General features: G+C 42.1%; 16 protein-coding genes and 1 pseudogene. 12 read left to right on the forward strand and 5 right to left on the reverse strand.

Features of this window, described 5'->3' with window-relative positions; all coding sequences use genetic code 11:
• Positions 1–34 precede the first annotated feature (34 nt).
• From ACF3OC_RS05695 to ACF3OC_RS05740, 10 genes are all read left to right on the forward strand, one after another.
• A complete protein-coding gene (locus tag ACF3OC_RS05695) occupies positions 35–754 on the forward strand; it encodes a transglutaminase family protein (protein WP_094258315.1) in 720 nt (239 codons plus the stop codon).
• Between the two features lie 5 nt (positions 755–759).
• On the forward strand, positions 760–2,793 hold the full coding sequence (locus ACF3OC_RS05700; RefSeq protein WP_094258249.1) for a heavy metal translocating P-type ATPase: 2,034 nt from the start codon (positions 760–762) through the stop codon (positions 2,791–2,793).
• Positions 2,794–3,716: 923 nt separating this feature from the next.
• The gene (locus tag ACF3OC_RS05705) at positions 3,717–4,283 is read left to right on the forward strand and encodes a DUF3347 domain-containing protein (RefSeq protein WP_232046363.1); all 567 of its coding nucleotides are present in this window, start codon (positions 3,717–3,719) and stop codon (positions 4,281–4,283) included.
• 9 nt (positions 4,284–4,292) lie between these two features.
• Positions 4,293–4,718 carry a hypothetical protein gene (locus ACF3OC_RS05710; protein WP_002993214.1) on the forward strand — a complete coding sequence of 142 codons (426 nt, stop codon included), beginning with the start codon at positions 4,293–4,295 and terminating at the stop codon, positions 4,716–4,718.
• 24 nt (positions 4,719–4,742) lie between these two features.
• The gene (locus ACF3OC_RS05715) at positions 4,743–5,315 is read left to right on the forward strand and encodes a DUF3347 domain-containing protein (protein ID WP_227694340.1); all 573 of its coding nucleotides are present in this window, start codon (positions 4,743–4,745) and stop codon (positions 5,313–5,315) included.
• A gap of 93 nt (positions 5,316–5,408) precedes the next feature.
• The gene (locus ACF3OC_RS05720; protein ID WP_002993216.1) at positions 5,409–9,260 is read left to right on the forward strand and encodes an efflux RND transporter permease subunit; all 3,852 of its coding nucleotides are present in this window, start codon (positions 5,409–5,411) and stop codon (positions 9,258–9,260) included.
• On the forward strand, positions 9,247–10,713 hold the full coding sequence (locus ACF3OC_RS05725) for a TolC family protein (RefSeq protein WP_002993217.1): 1,467 nt from the start codon (positions 9,247–9,249) through the stop codon (positions 10,711–10,713). Before ACF3OC_RS05720 ends, ACF3OC_RS05725 begins: the two co-directional genes overlap by 14 nt.
• A gap of 25 nt (positions 10,714–10,738) precedes the next feature.
• Positions 10,739–12,322 carry an efflux RND transporter periplasmic adaptor subunit gene (locus tag ACF3OC_RS05730; RefSeq protein WP_002993218.1) on the forward strand — a complete coding sequence of 528 codons (1,584 nt, stop codon included), beginning with the start codon at positions 10,739–10,741 and terminating at the stop codon, positions 12,320–12,322.
• A gap of 23 nt (positions 12,323–12,345) precedes the next feature.
• The gene (locus ACF3OC_RS05735; protein ID WP_002993219.1) at positions 12,346–12,819 is read left to right on the forward strand and encodes a heme-binding domain-containing protein; all 474 of its coding nucleotides are present in this window, start codon (positions 12,346–12,348) and stop codon (positions 12,817–12,819) included.
• A gap of 72 nt (positions 12,820–12,891) precedes the next feature.
• The gene (locus ACF3OC_RS05740; protein ID WP_392471084.1) at positions 12,892–13,833 is read left to right on the forward strand and encodes a thymidine phosphorylase; all 942 of its coding nucleotides are present in this window, start codon (positions 12,892–12,894) and stop codon (positions 13,831–13,833) included.
• A gap of 483 nt (positions 13,834–14,316) precedes the next feature.
• Here the strand turns inward: ACF3OC_RS05740 and ACF3OC_RS05745 are convergent, their stop codons facing one another.
• The gene (locus ACF3OC_RS05745) at positions 14,317–15,363 is read right to left on the reverse strand and encodes an IS4 family transposase (RefSeq protein ID WP_218823953.1); all 1,047 of its coding nucleotides are present in this window, start codon (positions 15,361–15,363) and stop codon (positions 14,317–14,319) included.
• 45 nt (positions 15,364–15,408) lie between these two features.
• Here ACF3OC_RS05745 and ACF3OC_RS05750 point away from each other — a divergent pair, with 45 nt between their 5' ends.
• Both ACF3OC_RS05750 and ACF3OC_RS05755 read left to right on the forward strand, forming a co-directional pair.
• Positions 15,409–16,182: an RteC domain-containing protein gene (locus tag ACF3OC_RS05750; protein WP_256962511.1), complete on the forward strand. Its 774-nt coding sequence runs from the start codon at positions 15,409–15,411 to the stop codon at positions 16,180–16,182.
• An 88-nt stretch (positions 16,183–16,270) separates the two neighbouring features.
• Positions 16,271–17,387, forward strand: a pseudogene (locus tag ACF3OC_RS05755) (IS256 family transposase).
• Between the two features lie 204 nt (positions 17,388–17,591).
• Here ACF3OC_RS05755 and ACF3OC_RS05760 read toward each other — a convergent pair.
• The 4 genes from ACF3OC_RS05760 to ACF3OC_RS05775 form a co-directional block, all read right to left on the reverse strand.
• Complete coding sequence (locus ACF3OC_RS05760; protein ID WP_002993225.1) at positions 17,592–17,927, reverse strand: four-helix bundle copper-binding protein; 336 nt, start codon at positions 17,925–17,927, stop codon at positions 17,592–17,594.
• 28 nt (positions 17,928–17,955) lie between these two features.
• On the reverse strand, positions 17,956–18,576 hold the full coding sequence (locus ACF3OC_RS05765; protein ID WP_002993226.1) for a DUF305 domain-containing protein: 621 nt from the start codon (positions 18,574–18,576) through the stop codon (positions 17,956–17,958).
• Positions 18,577–18,860: 284 nt separating this feature from the next.
• Entirely contained in the window at positions 18,861–24,293 is a 5,433-nt protein-coding gene (locus ACF3OC_RS05770) for an N-6 DNA methylase (RefSeq protein WP_094280390.1), read from the reverse strand.
• On the reverse strand, positions 24,280–24,717 hold the full coding sequence (locus ACF3OC_RS05775) for a DUF1896 domain-containing protein (RefSeq protein WP_002993229.1): 438 nt from the start codon (positions 24,715–24,717) through the stop codon (positions 24,280–24,282). The genes ACF3OC_RS05770 and ACF3OC_RS05775 overlap by 14 nt, the downstream gene beginning before the upstream one ends.
• Between the last annotated feature and the right edge of the window lie 305 nt (positions 24,718–25,022).

Consider the following 25,022-nt stretch of genomic DNA (forward strand, 5'->3'; position numbering starts at 1 on the left):
TCCTGTGTATCTTTGTCATAAATATAAATGTGTTATGGATAACTATCTTAAAGAAACAAAAATCCTTGACTACTCAAACGTTTCTATACAAGAGCTATTGGAACAAAGAGGGTGGAAAGATTTGGGCAATGTTTCAAGAGTTAAAGCCATTTACAATTTTGTCAGGGATGAAATAAAATTTGGCTACAATGTTTCGGACGATATACCTGCATCAGAAATATTGCAGGATGGCTATGGACAGTGCAATACCAAAGCGACTTTGCTAATGACGTTATTAAGAGCAACGGGAATACCTAACCGCATTCACGGTTTTACCATTGACAAAGCCTTGCAAAAAGGAGCTATTACGGGTATTTGGTACAAACTTTCGCCTCAAAACATCTTACATAGCTGGGTAGAAGTATGGGTAAATGAACAGTGGTATTTTTTAGAAGGTGTGATTTTGGATAAACCCTATCTCACCAAATTGCAGGAGCAGAACAGCGATTGCAAAACCACATTTTGTGGTTTCGGGGTTTATACCGATAATTTTGAGAACCCACCGATTGAATGGAACCTCAACAATACGTTTATTCAGGATAAGGGCATCAATCAGGACTTTGGCGTTTTTGATACACCCGATGAATTTTATTCTAAGCATCAGCAAAAGCTAAATGCGTTAAAGCGATTTGTTTTTCAGTATATCGTGAGGTATATAATGAATAATAACGTAGAAATAATAAGAAATAAAAGTGTAACGAACCTAAAAAATTAAAGGCTATGACAAATACAGACAAAAATCATAAGCATACGTATGATGCACAAGGCAAAATGACTTGTTGCACGCTGGAAGAAAAAATTTACACCGAAGCAGGTGCAAAAGAGCTGGTAAATGAAAAGCATCAACACGACCACGGCGATGATGAAGGACACGACCACAGTCATAGTGAGAGTAGTCCAATTAAAATGTTTTTGCCGAGTATAATATCATTGGTATTGTTGCTTGCTGCCATAGCATTTGATCATTGGCTTCCACAGCAATGGTTTACGGGTTGGGTAAGGATTATTTGGTATGTGGTTGCGTATGCTCCCGTTGGGTTTCCTGTATTGACAGATGCCGTGAAAAGCATCAGAAAAGGGGAAATCTTTTCAGAGTTCTTTTTAATGGGCATTGCCACCATCGGGGCATTTGCCATTGGCGAATATCCCGAGGGCGTTGCCGTGATGTTGTTTTATGCTGTTGGAGAAGTTTTTCAGACAATGGCGGTTTCCAGAGCCAAAGCAAATATCAAATCATTGCTCGACCAAAGACCTGATGAGGTAACGGTTTTAAGAAACGACCAACCCCTAACTGTAAAGGCGGAAACCGTGAATATCGGCGAAATAATACAATTGAAACCGGGAGAAAAATTAGGTTTGGACGGAGAATTATTGTCTGAAACGGCATCGTTCAACACCTCAGCACTCACAGGCGAAAGCAAACCCGACACCAAAGCCAAAGGCGAAACGGTTTTGGCAGGTATGATAAACCTTAATACCGTTGCACAAGTGCAGGTCACAACCGCATATATGGATAGTAAGTTGAGTAAAATTTTGGAATTGGTACAAAATGCTACTTCACAAAAAGCACCAACGGAATTATTTATCCGCAAGTTTGCGAAAATATATACCCCTATAGTGGTACTGTTAGCGGTCGCTATCTGTGTGCTGCCTTACTTTTTCGTAGCTGATTATGAGTTTAGGGATTGGTTGTACAGGGCTTTGGTATTCTTAGTTATTTCTTGTCCTTGTGCCTTAGTAATCAGTATTCCATTGGGTTATTTCGGTGGCATTGGAGCAGCGAGCAAAAACGGAATACTGTTCAAAGGAAGTAACTTTTTAGATAGCCTTTCCAATATCCAAAATGTGGTAATGGATAAAACGGGTACAATGACAGAGGGTGTTTTCAAGGTTCAAGAAGTGGTATTTGACAAAGCGTTCAATCAAGATGAAATTTTGCAATTGGTCAATGTATTGGAAAGCCACAGTACGCACCCCGTAGCGACAGCTATTCACGAATACGTGGGGGAACTGGATAATACAATCCGCTTAGAAAATACAGAGGAAATTGCTGGACACGGGCTGAAATCAACCGTAAATGGTAAAGACTTGTTGGTTGGAAATTTCAAGCTGATGAACAAGTTTGGAATACAATACGACTTAGATCCGAACAGCATCGTTTATACGACCATTGCCGTTGCTTACGATAACAAATTTGTCGGTTACATTACGATTGCCGACAGTATCAAAGAAGATGCAGAGAAAACCATCCGTTTATTGCATAAACTCAATGTGAAAGCAACTATGCTTAGCGGAGATAAAAGTACAGTGGTAAAGTATGTAGCGGAGCAGTTGGGGATAGATAATGCTTTTGGGGATTTATTGCCCGAAGATAAAGTAAACAGGGTTAAAGAAATTAAAGCCAAAGGCGAAAGCGTTGCTTTCGTCGGCGACGGCGTGAACGATGCTCCCGTTGTGGCGTTGAGCGACGTAGGTATCGCAATGGGCGGTTTGGGAAGCGATGCCACTATTGAAACGGCAGATGTGGTCATACAAGACGATAAGCCGAGCAAAATCCCAATGGCAATCAATATTGGAAAAAAGACAAAGAAAATCGTTTGGCAAAATATCACATTGGCATTTGTGGTAAAAGGAATTGTATTGGTGCTTGGTGCAGGTGGATTGGCTACAATGTGGGAAGCCGTTTTTGCTGATGTGGGCGTGGCGTTATTGGCTATTCTTAATGCGGTACGAATACAGCGGATGAAATTTTAAAGGACGTCAATTTATAAGTATTGAAAAGAAAACAGAAAATACGCAAAAAGAAATATATAAAGGTATTCAACCGAAGCGACTTAATGTCTTTGGACATCAGTGACGACAACCTTGTTGATGTAAGAACCATTTAAGTAGGTTGAAGTATGCTTCTGAAAACCCCGTAACCGGGCGTATGGGTGTATTCAATATGGGACGAAATATCAGTGTTAAATTAATAATGAATTTCTGATTCGATATTATTGAGTGAAAGATTTAAAAGAACGCTAGCAGGAAATGTAACTGACACTATAATGCTCATGGAATAAAAATAAATGGCGGATAAGAGAAACTTATCTGCCATTTATTTCAAAAAAAACGAACCGGTTTGAAAAATACCATTATCTTTGCAATAGTTTTTTTGTTTTTTACATGTTAAAAAGGATAAACATATTAATGATTATATGCTTATTGGGCTTTTTTATAATCCCAATGCAATCCTATGCGTGTAAATCGCATTCCAAAGAAATTGTTATCAAGGAGAAGTCATGTTGCAGTGCCAACAAGCAGCATCATTCAGAAGATCAATGTGAGAAAGACTGCTGTAAGTCTAAGGATGACACGAGCAATGAATGCTCTGGAAATTGTGGACCTACGTCCTGCCACAGCTCTTCTAATAGTTTTTCTGCAACACCCCCATTTTTTAGGAACGCTCAAAATCCTGTTTTTTCTAAAAGTAAAAAATCATACCCTTTATACAAAGAACCCTTTTATTCTACAGGGGAATCTTCCATTTGGCAACCGCCTAAAATAAGTTAAATTAGTACTGTATAGCCATAGGTGCGAAATCGGTTGATTTTGCACCTATCCGCAATACATGTTTTATTAAAAGCCAGATCTGGCTTTTGATTATTTACCATTTTTAATACTTAATAAGGTTCCAAATGAAATCAATATCAAAAATATTGATGGTAATCACCGTATTACTATCCGCAGCAAACAGCTTTGCGCAAAACCAGAACGAGCAACATCACAACCATGGTGGAACAGCTCAAGCAAAGAATATTCCATCACAAAATTTATCACAATTACATGCCGTATTTGACAAGTATTTTTCCATAAAAGATGCTTTGGTAAACGCAGATGTAAATATAGCATCTTCAAATGCTACTGAATTAGCCACAGTTATTAAAACAGTGGATATGGGTGAACTTTCTCCCAAAGAGCATACCGTATGGATGAAGGTCATGAAGGAACTGTCTTTAAACACAGAAAACATCTCGAAATCGAAAGACGTCGTAAAGCAACGGAGGGCATTTGCCCTACTTTCTAAGAATGTCTATGAATTGGCAAACGCATCAAAGCAAAAAACAACTATGTACTACCAAAACTGCCCGATGTACAACGATGGCAAAGGTGCAACTTGGTTAAGTAAAAGTACGGATATCAAAAACCCGTATTACGGTTCAAAAATGCTGACCTGCGGTAGTACTATTGAAAAATTAAATTAGTCAGCCATTATGAGATGTCTATTGATTGGGATCGTTACTTCTATTGTAGTCATATTTAGTTCATGCAACAATAACCCTACACTAAAGGTGCAAGACAATACATATACTTCAAAAAGCTCAAATACAAATACCCGTGACCACAATGCCTTTGAAATGGGCGATGTAGTTCCGTCGGAAGAGGTATGCATGGTCAACAATGAATACATGGGCAAAAAACAATTTGAGGTAAATTTTGAAGGAAAAATATATTACGGATGTTGCCAGATGTGTAAAGAACGTATTCCAAAAGATCCTTCTACACGCGTTGCCATAGATCCATTTTCCAAAAAGCAGATAGATAAAGCGACTGCTATAATAGCAATTACGGGCAACAACGGGGAAGTATCATATTTTGAAAATAATACTACATATACAAATTACATAAATCAATTTTAATTATTAAAAACAGAAATCATGACAATGAAACATTTATTTGTAGGCTTACTAGCCTCATCCGTATTGACCTTGGCAGCATGCAATGGCGCTTCTGAAAAAAAATCAGAAAGCGACGTCCATACTGAAACAACGGTATCCAACGAAAGCAACGCTGCAAGCGACCAGGGAACTTTTTCGGAACTTTTTTCCCATTACCAGCACCTGACTTTTGCTTTGTCTTCCGATAATGATAAAGAAGCCGCAAATGCAGCTAAAGGCATGCTGGAAGCACTCCCCAAGATTAATACCGAGGGCTTTAGTGCAGAACAGAAAAGCACCTTCGATGACATCGCTGCTGATATTCAGGAACATTCGGAGCACATAGGTGATAACATAGGCAATATCGCTCATCAAAGAGAACATTTAGTGATCTTGAGCAAGGATTTTTATGATATAACAAAAGAATTCGGCACCGAAAAGCCCATGTACAAGATTTTTTGCTCGATGTACGATGACAACAAAGGAGCATATTGGTTAAGCGATAGCAAAGAGGTCAAAAACCCTTACTATGGTGAAGATATGCTAACATGTGGTGAAGTTCAGGAAGAACTGAAGTAAAAACGCTGATTAAGATTTGAAATTCAAATATCAGGTACCGGTCGATTTCTGTAGGCTGGTATCTGATATTAAAATGTAAACAATGTATATGTTATGCTTAAAAAAATTATCAAATATTTTTTGGAGAACCGAGTAATAACACTGTTATTACTTGTGGTTGTCCTTATATGGGGGCTGATTACAGCGCCCTTTAATTGGCATCAAAATGCGTTGCCGAGCGATCCTGTGCCGGTCGATGCGATTCCGAACATTGGGGAGAACCAGCAAATTGTTGCGACCGAATGGATGGGGAGGTCTCCCAAAGATATACAGGAGCAGATTACCTATCCACTCACGACCTCCTTACTGGGCATCCCCGGCGTAAAAACAATCCGGAGCAGTTCGATGTTCGGCATGTCCTTCCTCTATGTCATTTTTGAAGAGGATGTTGAGTTTTATTGGAGCCGTTCCCGTATTCTGGAAAAACTGAATTCATTGCCTGCCGGCACATTACCATCCGATGTAACGCCCACGCTCGGGCCGGATGCCACTGCTTTGGGGCAGGTCTTTTGGTATACACTGGAGGGACGCAATCCCGAAACCGGAAAACCTACAGGAGGCTGGGACCCCGATGAGCTGCGCACGATTCAGGATTTCTATGCCAAATATAATTTGGCAGCATCGGAAGGGGTTTCCGAAGTGGCTTCCATCGGAGGTTTCGTAAAAGAATACCAAGTCGATATCAATCCAGATGCGATGCGCGCATACAATGTATCCGTAATGGATATCATGTCGGCTATCCAAAACAGCAACCTGGATATCGGTGCAGAGACGATCGAAATAAACAAAGCGGAATATCTGGTGCGTGGATTGGGCTACCTTAAAAGTGTCCAGGATCTTGAAGATGCCGTAGTGGCTGTGCGCAATAATGTTCCCGTAAAGATAAAAGACGTTGGGTTTGTCAATTTGGGACCCTCCACACGACGCGGTGGATTGGATAAGGAAGGCGTGGAAGCAGTTGGCGGTGTAGTAGTTGCCCGGCATGGAACCAACCCCATGGAAGTCATCAATAATGTCAAGGCGAAGATCAAAGAAATGGAGGCAGGTTTCCCTCAAAAAACATTAGAGGATGGGACTATTTCAAAAGTCACCGTCGTTCCGTTTTATGACCGCTCGGGTTTAATCCAGGAAACCATCGGGACGCTGGAAAATGCTTTAGCACACGAAATCCTGATCTGTATTATCGTTGTGATCGTGCTGGTGATCAACCTGCGAGCATCGATTCTTATATCCAGTATCTTGCCCATTGGCGTACTGGCGACCTTCATAATCATGAAACAAATGGGGGTCGAGGCGAATATCGTTGCCCTTTCGGGAATCGCCATTGCCATTGGGGTCATGGTGGATGTGGGGATTGTCTTTATCGAAAGCATACTACGCCATATGGATGAAGAAAAAGCCAAGGGTGTTGAGAGTCGGGGGAAAGCCTTTGTAAACTTGATTTCCACCGCTGTTGCGGAAGTGTCGGGTGCTTTGTCAACGGCGATGCTCACCACGATCATCAGCTTTTTACCTGTTTTTATGATGGAAGCACAAGAAGGTAAGTTGTTCGGTCCCTTGGCATACACCAAAACCTTTGCTTTGGTTTCAGCCTTTGTGTTAGGCATTATTATCTTGCCAACACTGGCTTATTATATATTTTCAATCCGTATCAATGGGAGTAAAGTTCGCCGGATAGCCAACTACGTTTTGGTAGTTGCCGGTATCGCTCTTTGGATCTATACAGGTGTTTTTGTCGCGTTCGCATTGACTTTGATCGGAGTCAACAACCTGTTTACACCAAGATGGAAAGGAGAAAAAATTGCCAACTACGTTAATGTAGCTATCACACTTTTTGTAGCGATGTATTACCTGACGGTTGAGTGGCTGCCACTCGGCACGCAGGCAAGCACCACACTTAACTTTGTGTTCGTATTCTTTGCCATTGGTTCCATCCTGGGAATGTTATGGGCATTGGTGATCTATTATGAACAGATTCTTCGATGGTCACTTTCCAACCGGTGGAAATTCATGGCCATCCCTATCATTACTTTATTATTCGGAATGTTAGCATGGATGGGCGTAGAGAAGAGTTTTGGTTTTGTTGCAAATGGCTTCGAAAAGACAGGTTGGAAATCATTTCGGGAGACTGCCTTCTGGCAAAAATCCACCGAAACATTTCCCGGTATCGGGGAGGAATTTATGCCAAGCCTCAATGAAGGTTCTTTCCTTTTGATGCCCACCAGTATGCCGCATACTGGGATTGAACAAAACCTGCAATTGATCAGAACACTTGATAAACGTATTCAAAACATACCGGAAGTCGAACTTATCGTAGGAAAATGGGGCCGTGTGAATTCTGCACTTGATCCGGCTCCTACACAGATGTTTGAAAATACGATCAATTATATCCCGGAATTTTATCTGGATGAAGACGGGCATCGTGAAAGGTTCAAGGTAAACAGTTCCGGAGAATTCGTGTTGAAAGGTGACAAGACCTATGCTGTTTCCGATGGTTTCCGTTCCATACCACGGGACAGTCTGATTGAAGATAAAAGCGGAAAATTTTTCCGCAGATGGCGTCCTGAAATTAAAAAGGCCGACGATATATGGCAAGAGATCGTCAATGTTTCCCATCTGCCCGGATTGACTTCCGCTCCTAAGTTGCAACCGATAGAAGCGAGAATGGTAATGCTTTCTACGGGAATGAGGGCTCCGATGGGGCTAAAGGTTTCGGGTCCGGATCTGGAGTCGATTGAAATCGGTGGCAAGGCCTTGGAAGCAGCCTTAAAGGATGTTCCATCTGTTATGCCATCGACCGTTTTCTACGACAGGGCTGTTGGCGCACCCTATATCGAAATCCATCTGAACCGGGATAGAATGGCCAGATACGGTATTACCGTTGCCGAGCTTCAGGAAGTAATCAGTGCGGCAGTCGGCGGTATGACGTTGACCACTACAGTCGAAGGCCGGGAACGGTTTCCCGTTCGCCTGCGCTACCCACGAGAATTACGGGATGACCCGGATGCGTTGCGAAAAATAATCATTCCGACAGCTACAGGAGCTCAGATTCCATTGGGGGATGTGGTGGATGTTGAATATGCCAAGGGCGCTCAGATGATCCAAAGTGAAAATACCTTTTTGTTGGGTTATGTAATCTTTGATAAAAAAAGTGGCATAGCGGAAGTCGACGTAGTATACGAAGCGGATCAACTCCTAAAGGAAAAAATAGCGTCTGGAGAACTGGATTTACCCAACGGGGTGACGTATAAGTTTGCCGGAAATTATGAACAGCAAGAACGTGCCGCAAAAAGGCTAATGCTTATTATACCACTGAGTTTGTTAGCCATTTTAGTAATTCTCTACTTTCAGTTCCGAACGGTTACAGCATCGTTAATTCATTTTTCCGGTGTTTTTGTAGCTCTTGCAGGAGGTTTTATTTTGTTGTGGCTTTACGGACAGCCTTGGTTTATGGATTTCTCTGTCGGAGGGACAAATATGAGGGATCTGTTCCAGATGCACAGCATCAATCTCAGCATTGCCGTTTGGGTAGGATTTATCGCCCTGTTCGGACTGGCGACGAGTGATGGTGTATTAATGGGAACATACATCCACGATACATTTGAAGCACGGAACCCCAGAACAAAAGATGAAATACGGGAAGCAGTCATATACGCAGGCTTAAAGCGTGTCAGACCGGCAGCGATGACCACTGCTACAGCACTGATCGCCTTACTGCCTGTCCTGACCTCTACCGGTAAAGGTGCGGAAATCATGGTACCAATGGCCATCCCGACTTTCGGCGGCATGCTGATCCAATCCATGACCATGTTTGTGGTTCCAGTATTCCAGTGCTGGTGGAGGGAATCTGCCACTAAAAAAGAAAATAGAAAAAATAATAAAAATATAGCGAATGAAAACGAATAAGATAAATCGGTATATAACCGTGGCTGTATTAACAAGCTTAAGCATTTTTTCGCAAGCTTTAGCCCAAGACTACCCCACCGATTCGCTGTCCTATTATATACAAGTCGCAATCGAAAATAATCCGGGTGTAAAATCACAAAAGTATGCGCATGAGGCATACCTTGAAAAAATTCCGCAAGCCGGAGCATACCAAGACCCCGAATTGTCCATGGAAGCATATACGATGCCTATGGAAATTATAGGAGGGCGTTCTATTGGAAATGTGAGCTTGATGCAAATGTTTCCATGGTTCGGCACGAGAAAAGCAGCTCGCACAGAGGCTACACATATGGCCAATATGCAAGATCAACAGTATCGGGAAGCCATAAATAATCTGATCCTTCAGGTCAGCACACAGTGGTACACGATGCAAAAATTGAACGAGCAACTCAAGAATAATCAGGAAAACCAAGTGTTTCTAAAACAATTGGAACAATTGGCAATACGGAAATTCTCTGCGCCCTCAAGCACCTCACAATCAAGTGTAGCACCCGTCGTAAGCAGTAATACGCCTTCCTCACCAACCAGATCTAGTGCTTCATCGGGTATGGGAGGGATGAGTATGGGAGGAGGCAATTCAGCTCCTGCTACTAATCAGAATATGAGTATGCCGTCCGGTGGTGGCATGGGAGCAATGGAAGGTGGCTCCGGATCGGGTATGTCAGAGGTGCTTCGTATCCAATTGGAAATTGTCGAAATTGAAAATAACATTGAAAGTTTACATGCTCAGATTAAAGCCGAAAAAGCAAAATTCAATGCATTGTTGAATCGGGAAGCAACTGAAAAGGTCATGCTGGGACAAGAGATCCACAAGCTGAATTTTTTATATAGCGAGGAAGAGGCACTAAGGGTTATTGAGGCAAACAACCCCATGCTTGAAATGATTGCCGAAGAAGGCTTGGCATTTAAGGCAAAAGCGGAAATGGATCGGAAAATGAGTTATCCCATGATTGGTATCGGTGTGGAATACATGGTTGTGGGAAGGACGAATAATTCAATGCTGGCCATGGACGGGATGAACGGTAAGGATATGGTCATGCCTATGGTTTCAGTGAGCCTGCCACTCTTCCGTAAAAAATACAATGCCCAGCAAAACGAAAGCAGGCTATGGCGAAAATCAAGCGAAGAGAACTTTAAAAACACCTTCAACACTTTGAAAAGCGAGTTTTACAGTCTCAAAAGCCAACTGGATGATGCTCAGCGTGCCATCGAGCTGTACGAAAAACAAACTACGCTCGCCCAAACGACATATAACCTGATCGTAAAAGAGTTCGTTACAGGCAAAAGTGACTTGACCAACGTTATTCAGGTGCAGCGGCAATTATTGGATTATCAGCTTAGGAAAGCTGAGGCCCTTGCCAACTATAATACGATGGTTGTGTCAATAAAAAAATTATTAGCAGACCATAAATAATGCAATTATTTTGAAATTCTTAGCAATGAATAAACTGAAAAATATTTTTAGAAATAAGGCGGTAACTTACGGGGTTATATTATTGTCCGGACTACTGCTTGGCTGGGCGATATTTGGCGGGAATTCGTCCCATGATCACAGCCATGACCTTGAAATGGAAGTGACCGAGGACGGGGAAACAGTATGGACTTGCTCCATGCACCCCCAGATCAGAATGGATAAACCGGGGAAATGCCCGATATGTGCAATGGATCTAATTCCCTTGAAATCATCCGGGGGAGGTGATGATGTAATTGACGATGACGCCATCCAGATGTCAGAAGAAGCCATAGCATTGGCGAATATCCAGACTTCGATTGTCGGCCACCAAGACGCTGTTAAAGATGTCCAACTGTATGGGACTATTCAGGTGGACGAACGTTTACAACAATCCCAAACATCGCATGTCAATGGCCGTATTGAAAATCTTTACGTAACCTTTACTGGCGAGTCGGTAAGAGAAGGACAACTGATAGCCAAAATCTATTCGCCTGATTTATTGACGGCGCAGCAAGAATTGCTCGAAGCTGCAAAATTGCAGGATATGCAGCCCCTCCTATTGGATGCCGCGAAAGAGAAGCTGAGTTTATGGAAGGTGTCAGAGGATCAGATAAGCAAAATATTGACATCCAACGAAGTTTCACCCTACGTCAATATATATGCGAATACAAGTGGTGTTGTCATAGCAAAAAATGTAAACCCGGGCGATTATATCGGCCAAGGGAGCGTCTTGTACACCATTTCAAACCTTTCCAAGTTATGGGCGGTTTTTGATGCGTATGAAACAGATCTGCCATTTCTAAAGGTGGGAGATCAGCTGGAATATACATTACGGAGTTTGCCCGGAAAAGTCTATAATGGGCGGATTGCCTTTATTAACCCTATCCTTGATGCCAATTCAAGAACGGCAAAAATCAGGGTCGAAGCCGATAACCGGGATCGCAATCTCAAACCTGAAATGTATGCAACAGCAAGGATCACTGCTCCTTTAAAGGGCTACAACGATGAGTTGGTCATTCCCAAGTCGGCGGTTTTATGGACAGGGAAGCGCTCCATAGTTTACGTAAAACAGCCAAATACATCCACGCCTGCTTTTAAACTTCGGGAGATCGTCTTGGGCCCCTCATTGGGCGACCAATATGTTGTTATGTCGGGGCTGGAAAATGGCGAGGAAATCGTGACCAAGGGAGCTTTCACCGTTGATGCAAGTGCCCAGCTGGAAGGTAAAATCAGTATGATGAATAACGATGGCGCAGCATCGGCTGCCGGACATCAGCATGGCGATGCTCAAACCAATGTCAATAAGACCCATGATATGTTGAAAGTATCAGGAAATTGTGAAATGTGCAAAAGCCGGATTGAGAAAGCGGCCAAAAGTGTCAAGGGGGTGATTTCCGCAAACTGGGATGTTAATGCCAAAGTTATCCATTTGGATTTCGATTCAAAAGTAACCTCAAAAAGTGCCATAAGCAAAGCTATTGCTAATGTTGGTCACGATACAGAGCTGGACAAGGCTCCCAAGGCGGTTTATGACGACTTACCGAGTTGCTGTCTCTATGACCGGGGATAATGGTACTTGATTAATATTAGATCATGAAAAAAAACGGAAAACGAACGAAAGCATACAAAGTAATTTTAACAGTTCTGTTAAGTGTGTTTGTGTTAATGCAATTTATAACCCCCCAAAGGAACCTATCCCCGGTTCCTGCGGGCCAGGTTTTTGTTGATTCATTTAAGGTCGATGCAAAAGTTAATGCAATCCTGTCGGTATCATGCTATGACTGCCATAGCAATAATACCCAATACCCTTGGTACACTAATGTTCAGCCTTTGGGTTGGTTCATGGCAGATCATATAACCGAAGGAAAAGAGAAATTGAACTTTGATGATTTGCCAAATTACAGCCCGAGAAGGATAAACTCAAAGTTTAGCCAGATTATTGAGCAAATCGAGAAAGGTAAAATGCCGTTGAGTTCATATACGTGGATGCATGGGGGTGCTCGTCTAAGCATGGAAGATAAGAAGCTGTTAGTTGAATACTTTAACTCGTTGATGGATAATGAATAAGTTTAGAGTGTTAATAGTACAGACGGTTCCTTCGGAAATAGACTCAAAACGTAAATTTTAATAACAGGAAAAGTGGAAAACCAATCTAATATCTTAAAATACAAACATCTCGGAATCTACACTCAAAACGAGAATGTAGTATATATGCATGAAAACTGCCACGTTTGTGCTTCAGAAGGCTTTGAGGCACTTACCCGAATTAGAATATCCACTGCAACGGACTCAATCGTAGCAAGTCTTAATGTAATTTCATCCAATCTTCTATTGACTGATGAAATTGGGTTATCGGACGCCGCAGCAAAAAAACTGAATGTTTCCCCAAATGAAACTTTGTATGTTTCACATTTGGAACCTATTAAATCTTTAAGCCACGTACGGGCAAAAATCTACAATCAGAAACTGGATTACTTGGCGTACAATGAAATCATTACGGATATAGTTCAGGGCAATTATTCCAATATCGACCTCACAGCATTTATCACCGCCTGTGCCGGAAATAGAATGGATCTTGATGAAATCACCTATCTTACAAAAGCCATGATTGCTTCTGGTATGCAATTGCACTGGAACAAGGAGATTGTTGTTGATAAGCATTGCATCGGAGGGTTACCAGGCAATAGAACAACACCGTTGGTAGTTGCCATTGTTACTGCCTTTGGCCTTACAATGCCCAAAACGTCTTCCCGTGCCATTACCTCGCCTGCCGGTACTGCAGATACCATGGAAGTATTTACCAATGTAACGTTTTCCCCTGAAAAAATAAAAGAAGTGGTTCATAAGGAAGGGGGGTGTATCGTTTGGGGTGGAACAGCCCAGTTAAGCCCGGCAGATGATCTGCTGATAAAAATCGAAAAAGCCCTCGATATAGATAGCGAGGGACAGCTAATTGCTTCGGTACTCTCAAAAAAAGCAGCGGCGGGTTCCACGCACGTTGTTATAGATATTCCTGTAGGTGAAACTGCAAAAATGAGAAGTACAAAAATGGCACAGACAAAGAGTATATGGGTGGTCTAAAATACATTTTGACCAGAAACATTGCCGCTACTACCCATTATGACAGCGATATGGGCTGGGGGTTCGGATTGAATTTGTCCTATTAAGTTTGACTTTCTATGAGGTCGGATTTAGAATCCGACCTCTTTTGATGAATTAAAAATGTTACTTAATGAGCAATTATTACGAGGAAATAATAAAGAAACTCAGTACTGTCCTAAATAAATTTTTTGGCATAAAAAATCCTTCTCCATTTGTGTTCAATTGAAGAATTTGGTTAATTACTGGAAAGGTATCCTATGTGTGTTACTAAAAGAGCACATATTGTCCTTTTTTATCGGGAGGTTTTCCTGAAATGAACGGATCATCCGCCCATTTCCACAGATCAATTTTCACGAATATGTTCAGCCTGATAAAGTTGACCAGATTCGAGAGGTTCCAGTCGTACTTTGCTTTCTTCTGAATGTACTTAAAGAGCAGGATCCCGATAAGTGCAGTCCATATTTAAATGTACACTGCATTTTCAGATGTTCCCACAAAACTGGTTACCTTAAGCCGTTGTTTGAGGTGCTTGAAGAAGGTTTCAATCTCCCAACGTTCTTTATAGAGCGCTGCTACGGTGGCTGGTTTCCAGGAGAAATTATTGGTCAGGAACTCGTATTCCACGTTTTTGGTGCTGTCCCAAACGCGAACCAAACGCATCTTCTTTCCTGCATACCTTTGATTGGCAAGTCCGCCAAGCTCAACAAGCTGATCTTCAAGGATCCCGCCAGCACGAAGCTCTTCACCCTTTACCGTTTTCACTAGGGTATATTTCATGTTGGATTTCGCCCGGGTAACAAAGAAACAGCCGGTGCTGTCCAAAACGTTCATCCAAGCATAATCCACATAGCCCCGGTCTACAACAACCACGCAACCTTTGGGAAATGACATCGACTTAGCAATTTTGGATTCATGCTGTTTGCCATCGGTAATATGGACGAAACTCGGCATGCAGCCATCGTAATCCAATACGGTGTGTAGCTTCACCGCTCCCTTGGCACTACGGAACTTGGCCCAGTCAAATACGCTTAAGCACAATGGAATGATGGTAGCATCCATCAAAAACACCTTACGTTGTAATCTTCGCAATTCCGTCCTTTTGTGAGGATGATGTTGCCATAGGTGATCCAAAAGCTTATAATACAGATCCCTGAAAAGACCGTGGTCCCGATGAGCGTTCATATAGGAAAGGTTGGACTTGCTCGGCGTTCTGGAGATACCCATATGGCTCATGTTGCCAGTAGTGCTGCGGAGTCCATTAGAAATGTCCCGAACCGAATCCGCAGAGGATAAATGGCAGAATAGCATGCTCACAAAATGTGTCCAGCTGTTGATGCCCTTATGATGCTTGTCGGATTGGTATTGTTGAACCAATCTGCCAAAAATGTCTCGATCGATTAGACCCAAAATCTGGGAAAATACGTTTATATTTACCATGGCGATGGAGGTTTTTTTAGCGAAATAAATATAGCATTCCCTGCTATATAAATCCACCGCCATTTTTTCCATCGTTTAGGACGCTACTGAAAGAAACTAGAAGATGAAATAAAAGAGGTGTCTCTTGAACTGGATGGTTCCATAGCTTTGTATGAAGTTATTATCGAGTTGATATTATCGAGACTTTCCGAAATAAAGGAATATACACTAAAAAATGGCTTTGATAGTATAAATGAAGAGATCCACTTTTTCAAATATCAAAAACCAGTCATTGTTGCAAAACTCATTTACTATAACGCTATCTATAAAATAGAGACAAAAAAACCTAATGATATAAAAGCTATTAGGAAATACATTAATGGTGAGCTAAGGAAACTCAAACGGTATTTTGAGAGTAACCTTGAATTCTATAAATATTACCGAACAGGCAGTTCATTTGTAGATGAAAAGTTATTTGTTCGGGGCAAACACGATATAAAGTTAAGTTTGGACACGGTTTATTTTGAAACCGACCACCGGTTTTCTACATCCCACGATTATAAGGCGGCAAAAATAATTGCCAATGACCTGATTCAAGTTTATCTTGAAGACCAACTTCACAACATAATCTATAAAGATAAATCAATAGACCTACCAACATTAAGTTGGACGGGAAGCAAAGCGGCTTTAACGGAATTGATTTACGGACTGCATTCTCAAGCCGTCTTCAATAATGGGAATACAGATATTATAACCATAGTCAGATTTTTTGAAAACAGTTTTAATGTTGATTTGGGCGATTTTTACCATACATTTTTGGAACTCAAAGCAAGAAAGCTGAACCGAACGAAATTCCTTGACAGCTTACGTGATGCTTTGATTAAAAAAATGGAAGAACAGGACGAAATATAAAATCAAAAGACGATTTTGTCGATCAGAGACTGTAAAATAAACTGTGTCAAGGATAATAAACAGAAGTATTATTTTTGACATAGTAATTATGAGTATTAAGGAAAGCGATTTTGATTTTGAGTCCATGAAGGACCTGGCCCTAGAACAGTTACGTAGTGGTGAATCACTTTATGGCAAGAACGGAGCTTTTGCTCCTTTAATGAAAAAGTTTTTAGAAGCAGCGCTAGAAGCTGAGATTGAGAGCCATCTGGATGAAGCTGAACGCTCTTGTGGTAATCGTCGTAACGGCAAGTCCAGCAAGCAGATTCGCACCTCAGATGGCACTATCGAGATCGATACTCCGCGTGACCGTCGGTCTAACTTCGAACCCCAGCTTATTAAGAAACGTGAGACGATTTTAGCTTTCTTCGATTACCGATAAGATCATTCCCCAGGTCAAGGAGTGGCAATCAAGAAGTCTAGACTCGCTTTATACGATTGTTTGGATGGACGCCATGCACTACAAAGTAAAAGAAGACCATCGGTTTGTTTCGCGGGCAGTATACAATATTCTTGGCATTGATCGAAATGGACATAAGCATCTGTTAGGGATGTATGTTTCGGAGAATGAGGGAGCTAACTTTTGGTTGAGCGTATTGACTGATTTACAAAATCGAGGCGTAGAGGATATCTTAATTGCTTGTATCGATAATTTAAAAGGGTTTTCCGAAGCGATACAGAGTGTTTTTCCCGACACCGAAGTACAGACCTGTGTAGTACATCAAATCCGAAACAGCCTAAAGTATGTAGCCAGTAAGGATCAAAAGGAGTTCATGAACGATCTAAAACCCGTATATAGGGCCGATACGTTGGATCTAGCCGAGCTTCGGATGGATGAACTTCAGGATAAATGGGGTGAAAAGTATCCTGTGGTCATTGAATCCTGGCGACGCAACTGGGATCGTCTGACCACCTATTTCCGATACGATAAATCCATCCGAAAGTTGATATACACGACTAACACGATCGAAGGATTTCATCGCCAAGTGCGTAAGGTCACCAAAACTAAAGGTGCATTCACCTCCGATATAGCGTTATTGAAATTGATTTATTTAGCACATAACAACATTAAGAAGAAATGGACGATGCCACTAGCCAATTGGGGAACAACAGCACAGAAATTAGCAATTTGGTTTCCGGGAAGAATGGTGTTAGATTTGCAATAAGAAAAATGGTTGAATTACCGCCCCGCGGGGCGGTAATTCAACCATTGACACAGTTTATTTTACACTCCCGTCGATCATTATTCGGCGAAGGAGCCAGTCCATTTTCCTCTTTCCCTAACTATCGTTTACAAATGGAAACGGTCCTGAAATTCTTTACCCAGTTTGAATTCATTGGAGGTTTTTAGACTTCTACCAATAATGAGATTATACCGCCGTTGCCATTTGCTCACAAGCTTCTGCGCATTTGTAGCAAGCATCCGCACACTCTTTGCAATGTTGCATATCATGCTTAGCACATTCATCTCCACACGCTCTACAAATCTCCGCACATAGCTTGCAAAGGTGACGGCTATATTGGCTTCCCAAACTCATGAGTTCGGCTGCGGCTCTACATATGGCTGCACATTCCAGATCAAGCTGGATACATCGAGCCATCATTTTTACATTGTCCTCTTGCAAGCAAGAAGCTGCACAATGGTTACAAGCTACAGCACAGGCGTAGCATTCGTCAATACATTTTTGAAATTGTTGATGTGACATAATTTTATTGTTTAAAGTGAGAAATTATTTATCTATTCTTATTAGCTAATAACCAGGTTTGAATCTCCGAGATTTCCTGATCCTGTTTTTCAATAATATTTTTTGCCATTGTCTGCATAGCACTTTCGTGTCCGTAAATAAGTTCCAATTTTGCGTTTCCAATTGCATTTTGATGATGCTGAATCATCAACATGGCAAAATCGTGATCCGTGTCTCCATTAATGATTTGGAGATCTGTCACTCTGCCTGAGCGTTCCATATTTTTCATCTGCTCTGTAACAAATTCGGGAACATTTAGATGCGGTACGTGACCATTGAGAAATGTGGTTAATTCTTGAATCTCAGCCTTCTGGTCTTTAATTATTTTCTGGGCCATCTCCCTCATTTGCGCATCATCGCCGGATTGCAGTTCCTTATTTGCCATGTCGATCGCTCCCTGATGATGCATTCGCATCATCAGAGCAAAAGCATTATCAGGGTCGGGAGGCATTTGCATGGCCATCATCTCATCCATCATGTTGTGCATGATAGTCATCATTTCATTGTCATCGTGATTCTGGATTTTGATTTTGTTGATATCGTCCTTATCGCACGCTTGGATAAATAACAGTATTCCTGCTATTGCCATTATTTTTATCGCTAATTTCATAGATGTATATTATTATTATCAATTTCCTTTTCTCTTTTAATAATGAAATGTTAAAGACTTTTTTTGATAGAACACATAGACAGAACAACATACAATTCAATTTGTTTGATTTTTTGGATTCAAAACGAGCTACAGATAAGATATGTGGGTGTAAGATTATTTCTGTAATGTAGTGGTTTATGCTACTATTTATTCATCAATTTTGAAATGAATCACAGTCCAGAAATAAATTGAACGAACCTGAGATGTTGTGATTAGGAAAATGTATGAATGGGTAAATGTTTTTACAATACTCCCCGTGACATATAAATACTTTTTGTCGGTACTACGCTTTCCATAGCCTTTGGATTTTCTTGCTGCTTTTCGACTTGTTCTGTAGAATTTTCTATTGGTTCCGGAGTGTTAGATAACTGTATTTTCCGCTCAATTGCCGCCAACTCCGTTTTGAGTTCGCTAAGTCGGTTTTCTTTTGTCCACGTACCATTGATTACTTCCTTAAGTATTGGAATGTTTTTTTGGAAATCTGCCATATTCTCCTGTTCTTTTCTGATATAGGTGGGCAGCTTTTCCAATGCTTTAATAAAATTTAGTGAAGCTGTTTCGGGATCTTTTGCCATTACACCATTGTTGAATGTATATTTGATAGTACCCTCACCTTGAATAAAAAAACGGTTTACACGAATATCCACCCCCTCTTTTTGTGACATTTCCGTTTTTACCAAAAGTTGAAAGCCATACAGATTACCGATTTCTTCATAATCCCCACCCGTTCGGGATTTGTCGGCAAGCTGATTGAGCTTTGCACCGATTTGTTTTATATCCGCATTGGGCGACAAAACGTCTAATTTAATAAGGTTGGCAACGGAACCGTCAGTGTTTTTTTGGATACGTCCCTGCAAATTATTCCAATCAAGGCTCATACGGTCATAGCGGGATTGGGCTTTTCCAAGTTCTGCCTCATAATCTTCCAGTTTGTACTTGGCACTTGATTTTGAACGATTGAACGATTGCCTTTCGCTTTCCAATCCGGCAATCTGTTTCTCTATTTTAGCTTTGTCCAAAAGGTCGGTATTGCCCATAAGGATAGCTACATATTCCGAGAAATTCATACCCGACTTTTCATCCATACCACCTTCGTCAATCGTCCGTTTACCAAGATTGTTGGATTTTAATTGGTCAATAAATAGCTGTTTGTTGTGCAGCAGGTTGAACTTATAACTATCCAGCGATTTTTCAACGGCATAGATGATTACATCCACTTTATTGTCGTTAAAATGCTTGGCAATCTCATTGCCTTTGCGGATAGCCCTACCGTCCCTTTGCGCAAGGTCGGACGGTCGCCACGGCGTATCTAAATGGTGTACGGCAACGGCTCTTTTCTGTGCGTTCACACCTGTACCGAGCATACTCGTAGAACCGAAAAGGACACGGATTTTGCCCTCGTTCATTCCTTTGATTAGCTCTTTTCGTTGCTTGTCATTCTTCGCTTCCTGTATAAAGCGGATTTCGTGTGCAGGTATGTCGTGGTCTTCCACGAGCTTACGTTTGATTTCGGAGTAGATATTCCACTGATTTGGCTTGTATGTTCCCAAATCCGAGAAGATGAACTGCGTGCCTTTCTGTGCATTGAATTTATTGTAATATTTAGCAATATTATCTGCACAATGGGAAGCTTTGTTATCGGCGTGGTCTTGGTAATGGGGGCTTACCATTCGCATATCCAAAGACATCTTTCGAGCGTAGTCCGTAGCGATAAGCATTTTTGCTTTTTCTTCTTTTTTAGATAGCGGTTTTCTGCCAAGTAATTCCCCTTTGCCTGATTTGGCAAACTCCATCAGCTTTTCAATAAACTTCTCCTGGTCTGGAGTTGGAGGTATGTTGTAAAATATCTCGTTCTTTTCGGGACGGTCTATTCCAATCATTTCGGCGGTACGGTAATCCGTGATTTCGGAGTAGAATTGAGCGAGTTCCGGCACTTTGATAAAGTAGCGGAAACGCTCTTTTGCCACGATATTATTGGCGACCGAAAACTCATAATCGGTTGTTTTCTTTGCGTAGATTGCCGCCCACGCATCAAACGAGTTAATGCCCTGTTTTGCCAAAGCCCTTGGTCGCAGGTATTTGAACAACAGGTACAATTCGGTCAGTGAATTGCTGATAGTCGTACCCGAAAGGAAAGTTGCCCCCATATCCGCATCGGTACGTTCCTGTATAGTCCGTATAGCAAACAAAAGATTCAGTGCCTTTAGGCTTCCCTGTTGATTGCCCAATCCTGCAACCCTTGAATGCCTTGTGTTGAAAATCAGGTTTTTGAATTGGTGGCTTTCGTCTACAAATAAATGGTCGATACCCATCATCTTGAAGTCCACAATATCATCTTTGCGGTTTTCAATGTCGTGTTGCAGGGTTTTCAGCTTGACTTCGAGGTTTTCTTTCTGTTTCTCTGCTCCGGCGAGCATACCCCGGGTTACTTCATCGCCCTGACTTCGCAAAACGTCAAGATTTTCCTCCACACTGTCCAGTTCGGATTGCAGGATTTCCTTTTGTATTTCGGGCGATTGGGGTATCATTCCGAACTGGTCGTGGGTCAATATCACACAATCCCACTCGTTGTTCTTAATATCTCCGAAAATCCGCAGTCGTTTTTGGGGCGTAAAATCATCAATGCCCGGATAGAGTATTTTAGCGTGCGGATAGGCGGTGCGGTAGGCTTCGGCAATTTCAGGTATATTCGCTTTCAACCCGATAATCATCGGTTTGTGAGCCAGTCCCAAACGCTTCATTTCCTGTGCACCCGTGCACATTATCAACGTCTTTCCGGCACCTACTTCATGGTCGCAGATAGCACCGTTATTGAGCTTTATTATCCAGACAGCATCCTTTTGGCTTGAATACAGGTCTTCAATACCCAATGCTTTTCGGTCCAATTCCGGAAACACCTGATGGGAACCGTCGTAGTGCGGTCGGACAAAACAGTTAAAGGTGTCGTTGTATTGGTCAGTCATCCTTATCTTGAACTCATCGTTTTGGGCGTGGAGCCAATCGTTAAAGGAGGTTCGGATTTCGTCAATCTTGGTATTCGCCATTTGTATGGCTTCCATATCCCGTACCTTGACATTCTTTCCGTCAACCTGTACCGTTTTGGAAATATCGGGTGTGGTATTGACAAGGGCGTGCTTGAGCAGGGCAATCCCGTCATACGTCCGGCTTTGGGCTTTGACCGCATATTTATCCCATATATGGACATTTTTCTGTTTGCAGGTGACGGAAAAATCATCGGCACTGTCCGAATAGTGGATTTTCACATCTGCGTCGAACAGATGCGATGCAAATCGGGCGTAGATGCCAGTGGGTATCCAGCGTTCGCCCAGATTAAAATCGAGTTCCTCAAATTCGATACGTCTTGGTCGGGCTTCTTCCAAAACGGTAAGGCTTTCTTTAGCTTGGGTATCATCGGGATTGCTTTCGAGGTAATCTCTTATTTCGTTGGCTTTCTCCACTACATTGCCCGCAACCCAGCGTTCGAATATTTCATATTCCTTTTGCAATGGATTGTAGTAGATGAGACCGTGTAAGGCTTCTTTCAAAGCATCAGCAGGCATACCGCTGATTTCGGACATAAAGTCCAAATCCACGCTTCCGTATTTGTTCAGCGAAGCCGATAACGCTTCTTCGGGATTGTCCGTTGCAATGGTTGCGGTAGAAAAACTTACAGGACGGCTGAATATATCTGCCTTATGGATTACACCACCAACGACACGCTCCAGATAGGGCATTTCTTTGCCTACACTGTCTGTTTTGATGAGCTTGATATTGTCCGCACTGTTGAGATTTCCGTACCTTTTGACAAAAGCATCGTATAAGCGGTTAAGGTTTTCCCTTTCTTCCTTGTGTTCTGAATGTTTCTCGGCTTCTTTTTGGTAGAGGTCGATATAGGTATCACGAACTTGGATATATGCTTCGGCTCTTGCTTTTTGCAAAGACGGTAACTGCAACGGGTGGAATATTGCCCTTGCATCACTTTTATCCACTTCCTGCAAATAGCCGACCCAACCGTTATCTACGACAAGGCAATCGTTACGGTGAAACTGTTGGAGTTCGTCACTGTACGGAGCAGGTTCGGGAACAGTAGCAGGTACGGTACCGGCTGACTTATCGGCTTGGCCATTACTGTTTGCCTGTGAAAATAAATCGCCGATTGTTTTCTGTTTTGTGCCATTGGTTTGTAAGGTTTTATTGACCGTGCCGTTTGATGCTGGAGATGTATAGGACTGTTGCATCGCTCCGCTAAAGAGGTCGGTTTGCCGACCTCTTGGGGTACGTTTTCTTTTTGTCGTTTGTCTTTTGGCTTGGGTGGTTTTCTTTGGCGGGGTAATAACCGCTACGGTTTCATTTACATTTTCAAACAGGTCGAAAATGCTTAGCTGTTTTAATTCCTGCTGGCTTTCCTGTACAATGGCTGGTGCAGTAAAACGCGGTCGTTCGGGTTGTATGATTTCGGGTTCAGTAGCCGGAGGTGCCGGCGTTGGCGTAATCGGAATTTGTACGATAGGTTCATCGTTGCTTTCGCCTTTGTACAAATCAAAATTCAGGTGCTTTCCAAAATCTTCGGAAAGCATTTGCTTCAAATCTTTGGCAATCCCCGCAACACCGTCTTTATGCGTATAGATAATTGCAGGTTTTCCGTATGGGTCGGTATCTATCTTACGGTCGGTATGTATGACCCTCGTACCGTCACGGAAAAAAGCATTGCTTGAAGTATCGTATTTGGTCTGCCTGCTTTGGCAAAACAGCTCTTCCAATTCGCTCAGAGGTTGTTTTGCCGTATTCTTTTGCAGGATAATCAGGTCGCTTCCGACTTCTGTACCTGCATATTCCGTGAACAGGTTGTTTGGCAATCGGACAACCGACACCAGATGGTTGCTTTTCATTAACGCCCTACGTATCGGCTCATTGTTGGGGCTGTTTAAAATTCCTTGCGAAGTAATAAATACCTGCAAACCACCCTCACGGAGCATATCGTTTCCTTTCAAAAAGAAATAATTGTGTATGCTACGGGCAGCCTGTATTTTTGCGGGGTCTTTGCTTCGGGAAAACGTAAGATCGAACACGGAAGTATCGCCAAACGGAATGTTGCTTGCAACAACATCATAGCTATTTTGTTCCTTTTCGGGGATTTCCTCAAAACCGCTCACACGGATATTGCTTTCGGGATAGAGGTGTTTTAGGATTTTGCCTGTCAGCAAATCTTTTTCATAGGCAGTTACTTTGGTTTGTTGGTTTTCGGAAAAGGATTGTATAAACGAGCCGATACCTGCGGAGGGTTCAAGGAATTTCTGAATATTTACATCGCTTTCCCGCAGGGTTTCGGAAATTGCATCAATTACCTGTGGAGGTGTATAAAAAGCCGTCAGCACGGAGCTTTTCATACTGTCCACGTATCGGCGGTATTGCTTATCGTCTTCGGACTTTTCTTTGAGCAGTTTGTGGAGTTCCAGCGTAATGGGGAATAAATCGTGTTCGGTTTTCCTCCAATGGTTGATATCTATTTCATTTGCTATGGGGTTCAATACGAATTTAAGACCGCCAAATCCGCTGTATTGTTTCATTGACAGTCTTTCACCCACGGTAGCGTTTCGTTGCTCTTTTTCCAATGTAAAGGCAATCCGCAGGGCTTCGATATTGTCCAAGAGATGCTGCCGTTTACTGAAGCCCATTTTCCTCAATCCATATTGCGATGGTTCCGGTTATCTCGGTATAGAGCAGGTCAAACTCATAACCGTAGGCAAAATCATCGGCTAGTTCATATTGGGCGAAAACATTCTCGCAAACAGGGAACATTTTCAGAGCGAACCGCCGCAGTTCCTCGTCTGCCATTAGGGTATCGAACTCATTGCATACTACCTGAAAAACCATATCAAACTTGGAGAAGTGCAAACCCTCAAAGAGTATGTAATTCGCTATCTCATTACATTGCTCAATGGCATTGCCGGAACGGAACGCATCCTCATAGGCATTGGCAGCCCACGAGGAACGCTGGTCAATAAATTTTTGGTTGCTGGCTTTTTCAGGGAAACTACTGTTCAGGAGTTCCTGTAGTCGTAAACGGAAATACGACAGGTCTTTTTGCTGTGTACTCATAATTAAATTTTGTTTAGAATTTTGCGTAAAACCTAAAATTAGAGCAGGGAGCAAGAGCCTTTGAAGAAGTGGCAGGGTTTGGCTTCGGGAGGCAGGATTTGGCAGAACAGTGTTTATTCAGATATCGTTATAGAGTTGTCCACTTCATTGACATATACGTCCGACCCATCAAAATCATCATCATCGTTTTGGGAACTTTGTCTTGTAAAAAGCTCCAGTCTGTCAACTTGCCCAAAAAGCCGAACAATACGCTTTCTGATTTTGTCAGGTTTTTCGGATTGTCTTCCACGGGGAGATATAAGCAC

Origin of the sequence: Sphingobacterium cellulitidis, from assembly GCF_043187465.1 — a bacterium.
GTDB classification, from domain to species: Bacteria; Bacteroidota; Bacteroidia; order Sphingobacteriales; family Sphingobacteriaceae; genus Sphingobacterium; species Sphingobacterium cellulitidis.

Bases quoted from the DNA above. Each gene is read 5' to 3' on its own strand.
- ACF3OC_RS05705 (WP_232046363.1), top strand. From the start codon at position 3,717: ATGAAATCAATATCAAAAATATTGATGGTAATCACCGTATTACTATCC.
- ACF3OC_RS05695 (WP_094258315.1), top strand. From the start codon at position 35: ATGGATAACTATCTTAAAGAAACAAAAATCCTTGACTACTCAAACGTT.
- ACF3OC_RS05720 (WP_002993216.1), top strand. From the start codon at position 5,409: ATGCTTAAAAAAATTATCAAATATTTTTTGGAGAACCGAGTAATAACA.
- ACF3OC_RS05700 (WP_094258249.1), top strand. From the start codon at position 760: ATGACAAATACAGACAAAAATCATAAGCATACGTATGATGCACAAGGC.
- ACF3OC_RS05730 (WP_002993218.1), top strand. From the start codon at position 10,739: ATGAATAAACTGAAAAATATTTTTAGAAATAAGGCGGTAACTTACGGG.
- ACF3OC_RS05710 (WP_002993214.1), top strand. From the start codon at position 4,293: ATGAGATGTCTATTGATTGGGATCGTTACTTCTATTGTAGTCATATTT.
- ACF3OC_RS05770 (WP_094280390.1), bottom strand. From the start codon at position 24,293: ATGGGCTTCAGTAAACGGCAGCATCTCTTGGACAATATCGAAGCCCTG.
- ACF3OC_RS05760 (WP_002993225.1), bottom strand. From the start codon at position 17,927: ATGTCACATCAACAATTTCAAAAATGTATTGACGAATGCTACGCCTGT.
- ACF3OC_RS05735 (WP_002993219.1), top strand. From the start codon at position 12,346: ATGAAAAAAAACGGAAAACGAACGAAAGCATACAAAGTAATTTTAACA.
- ACF3OC_RS05765 (WP_002993226.1), bottom strand. From the start codon at position 18,576: ATGAAATTAGCGATAAAAATAATGGCAATAGCAGGAATACTGTTATTT.
- ACF3OC_RS05745 (WP_218823953.1), bottom strand. From the start codon at position 15,363: ATGGAAAAAATGGCGGTGGATTTATATAGCAGGGAATGCTATATTTAT.
- ACF3OC_RS05715 (WP_227694340.1), top strand. From the start codon at position 4,743: ATGAAACATTTATTTGTAGGCTTACTAGCCTCATCCGTATTGACCTTG.
- ACF3OC_RS05775 (WP_002993229.1), bottom strand. From the start codon at position 24,717: ATGAGTACACAGCAAAAAGACCTGTCGTATTTCCGTTTACGACTACAG.
- ACF3OC_RS05725 (WP_002993217.1), top strand. From the start codon at position 9,247: ATGAAAACGAATAAGATAAATCGGTATATAACCGTGGCTGTATTAACA.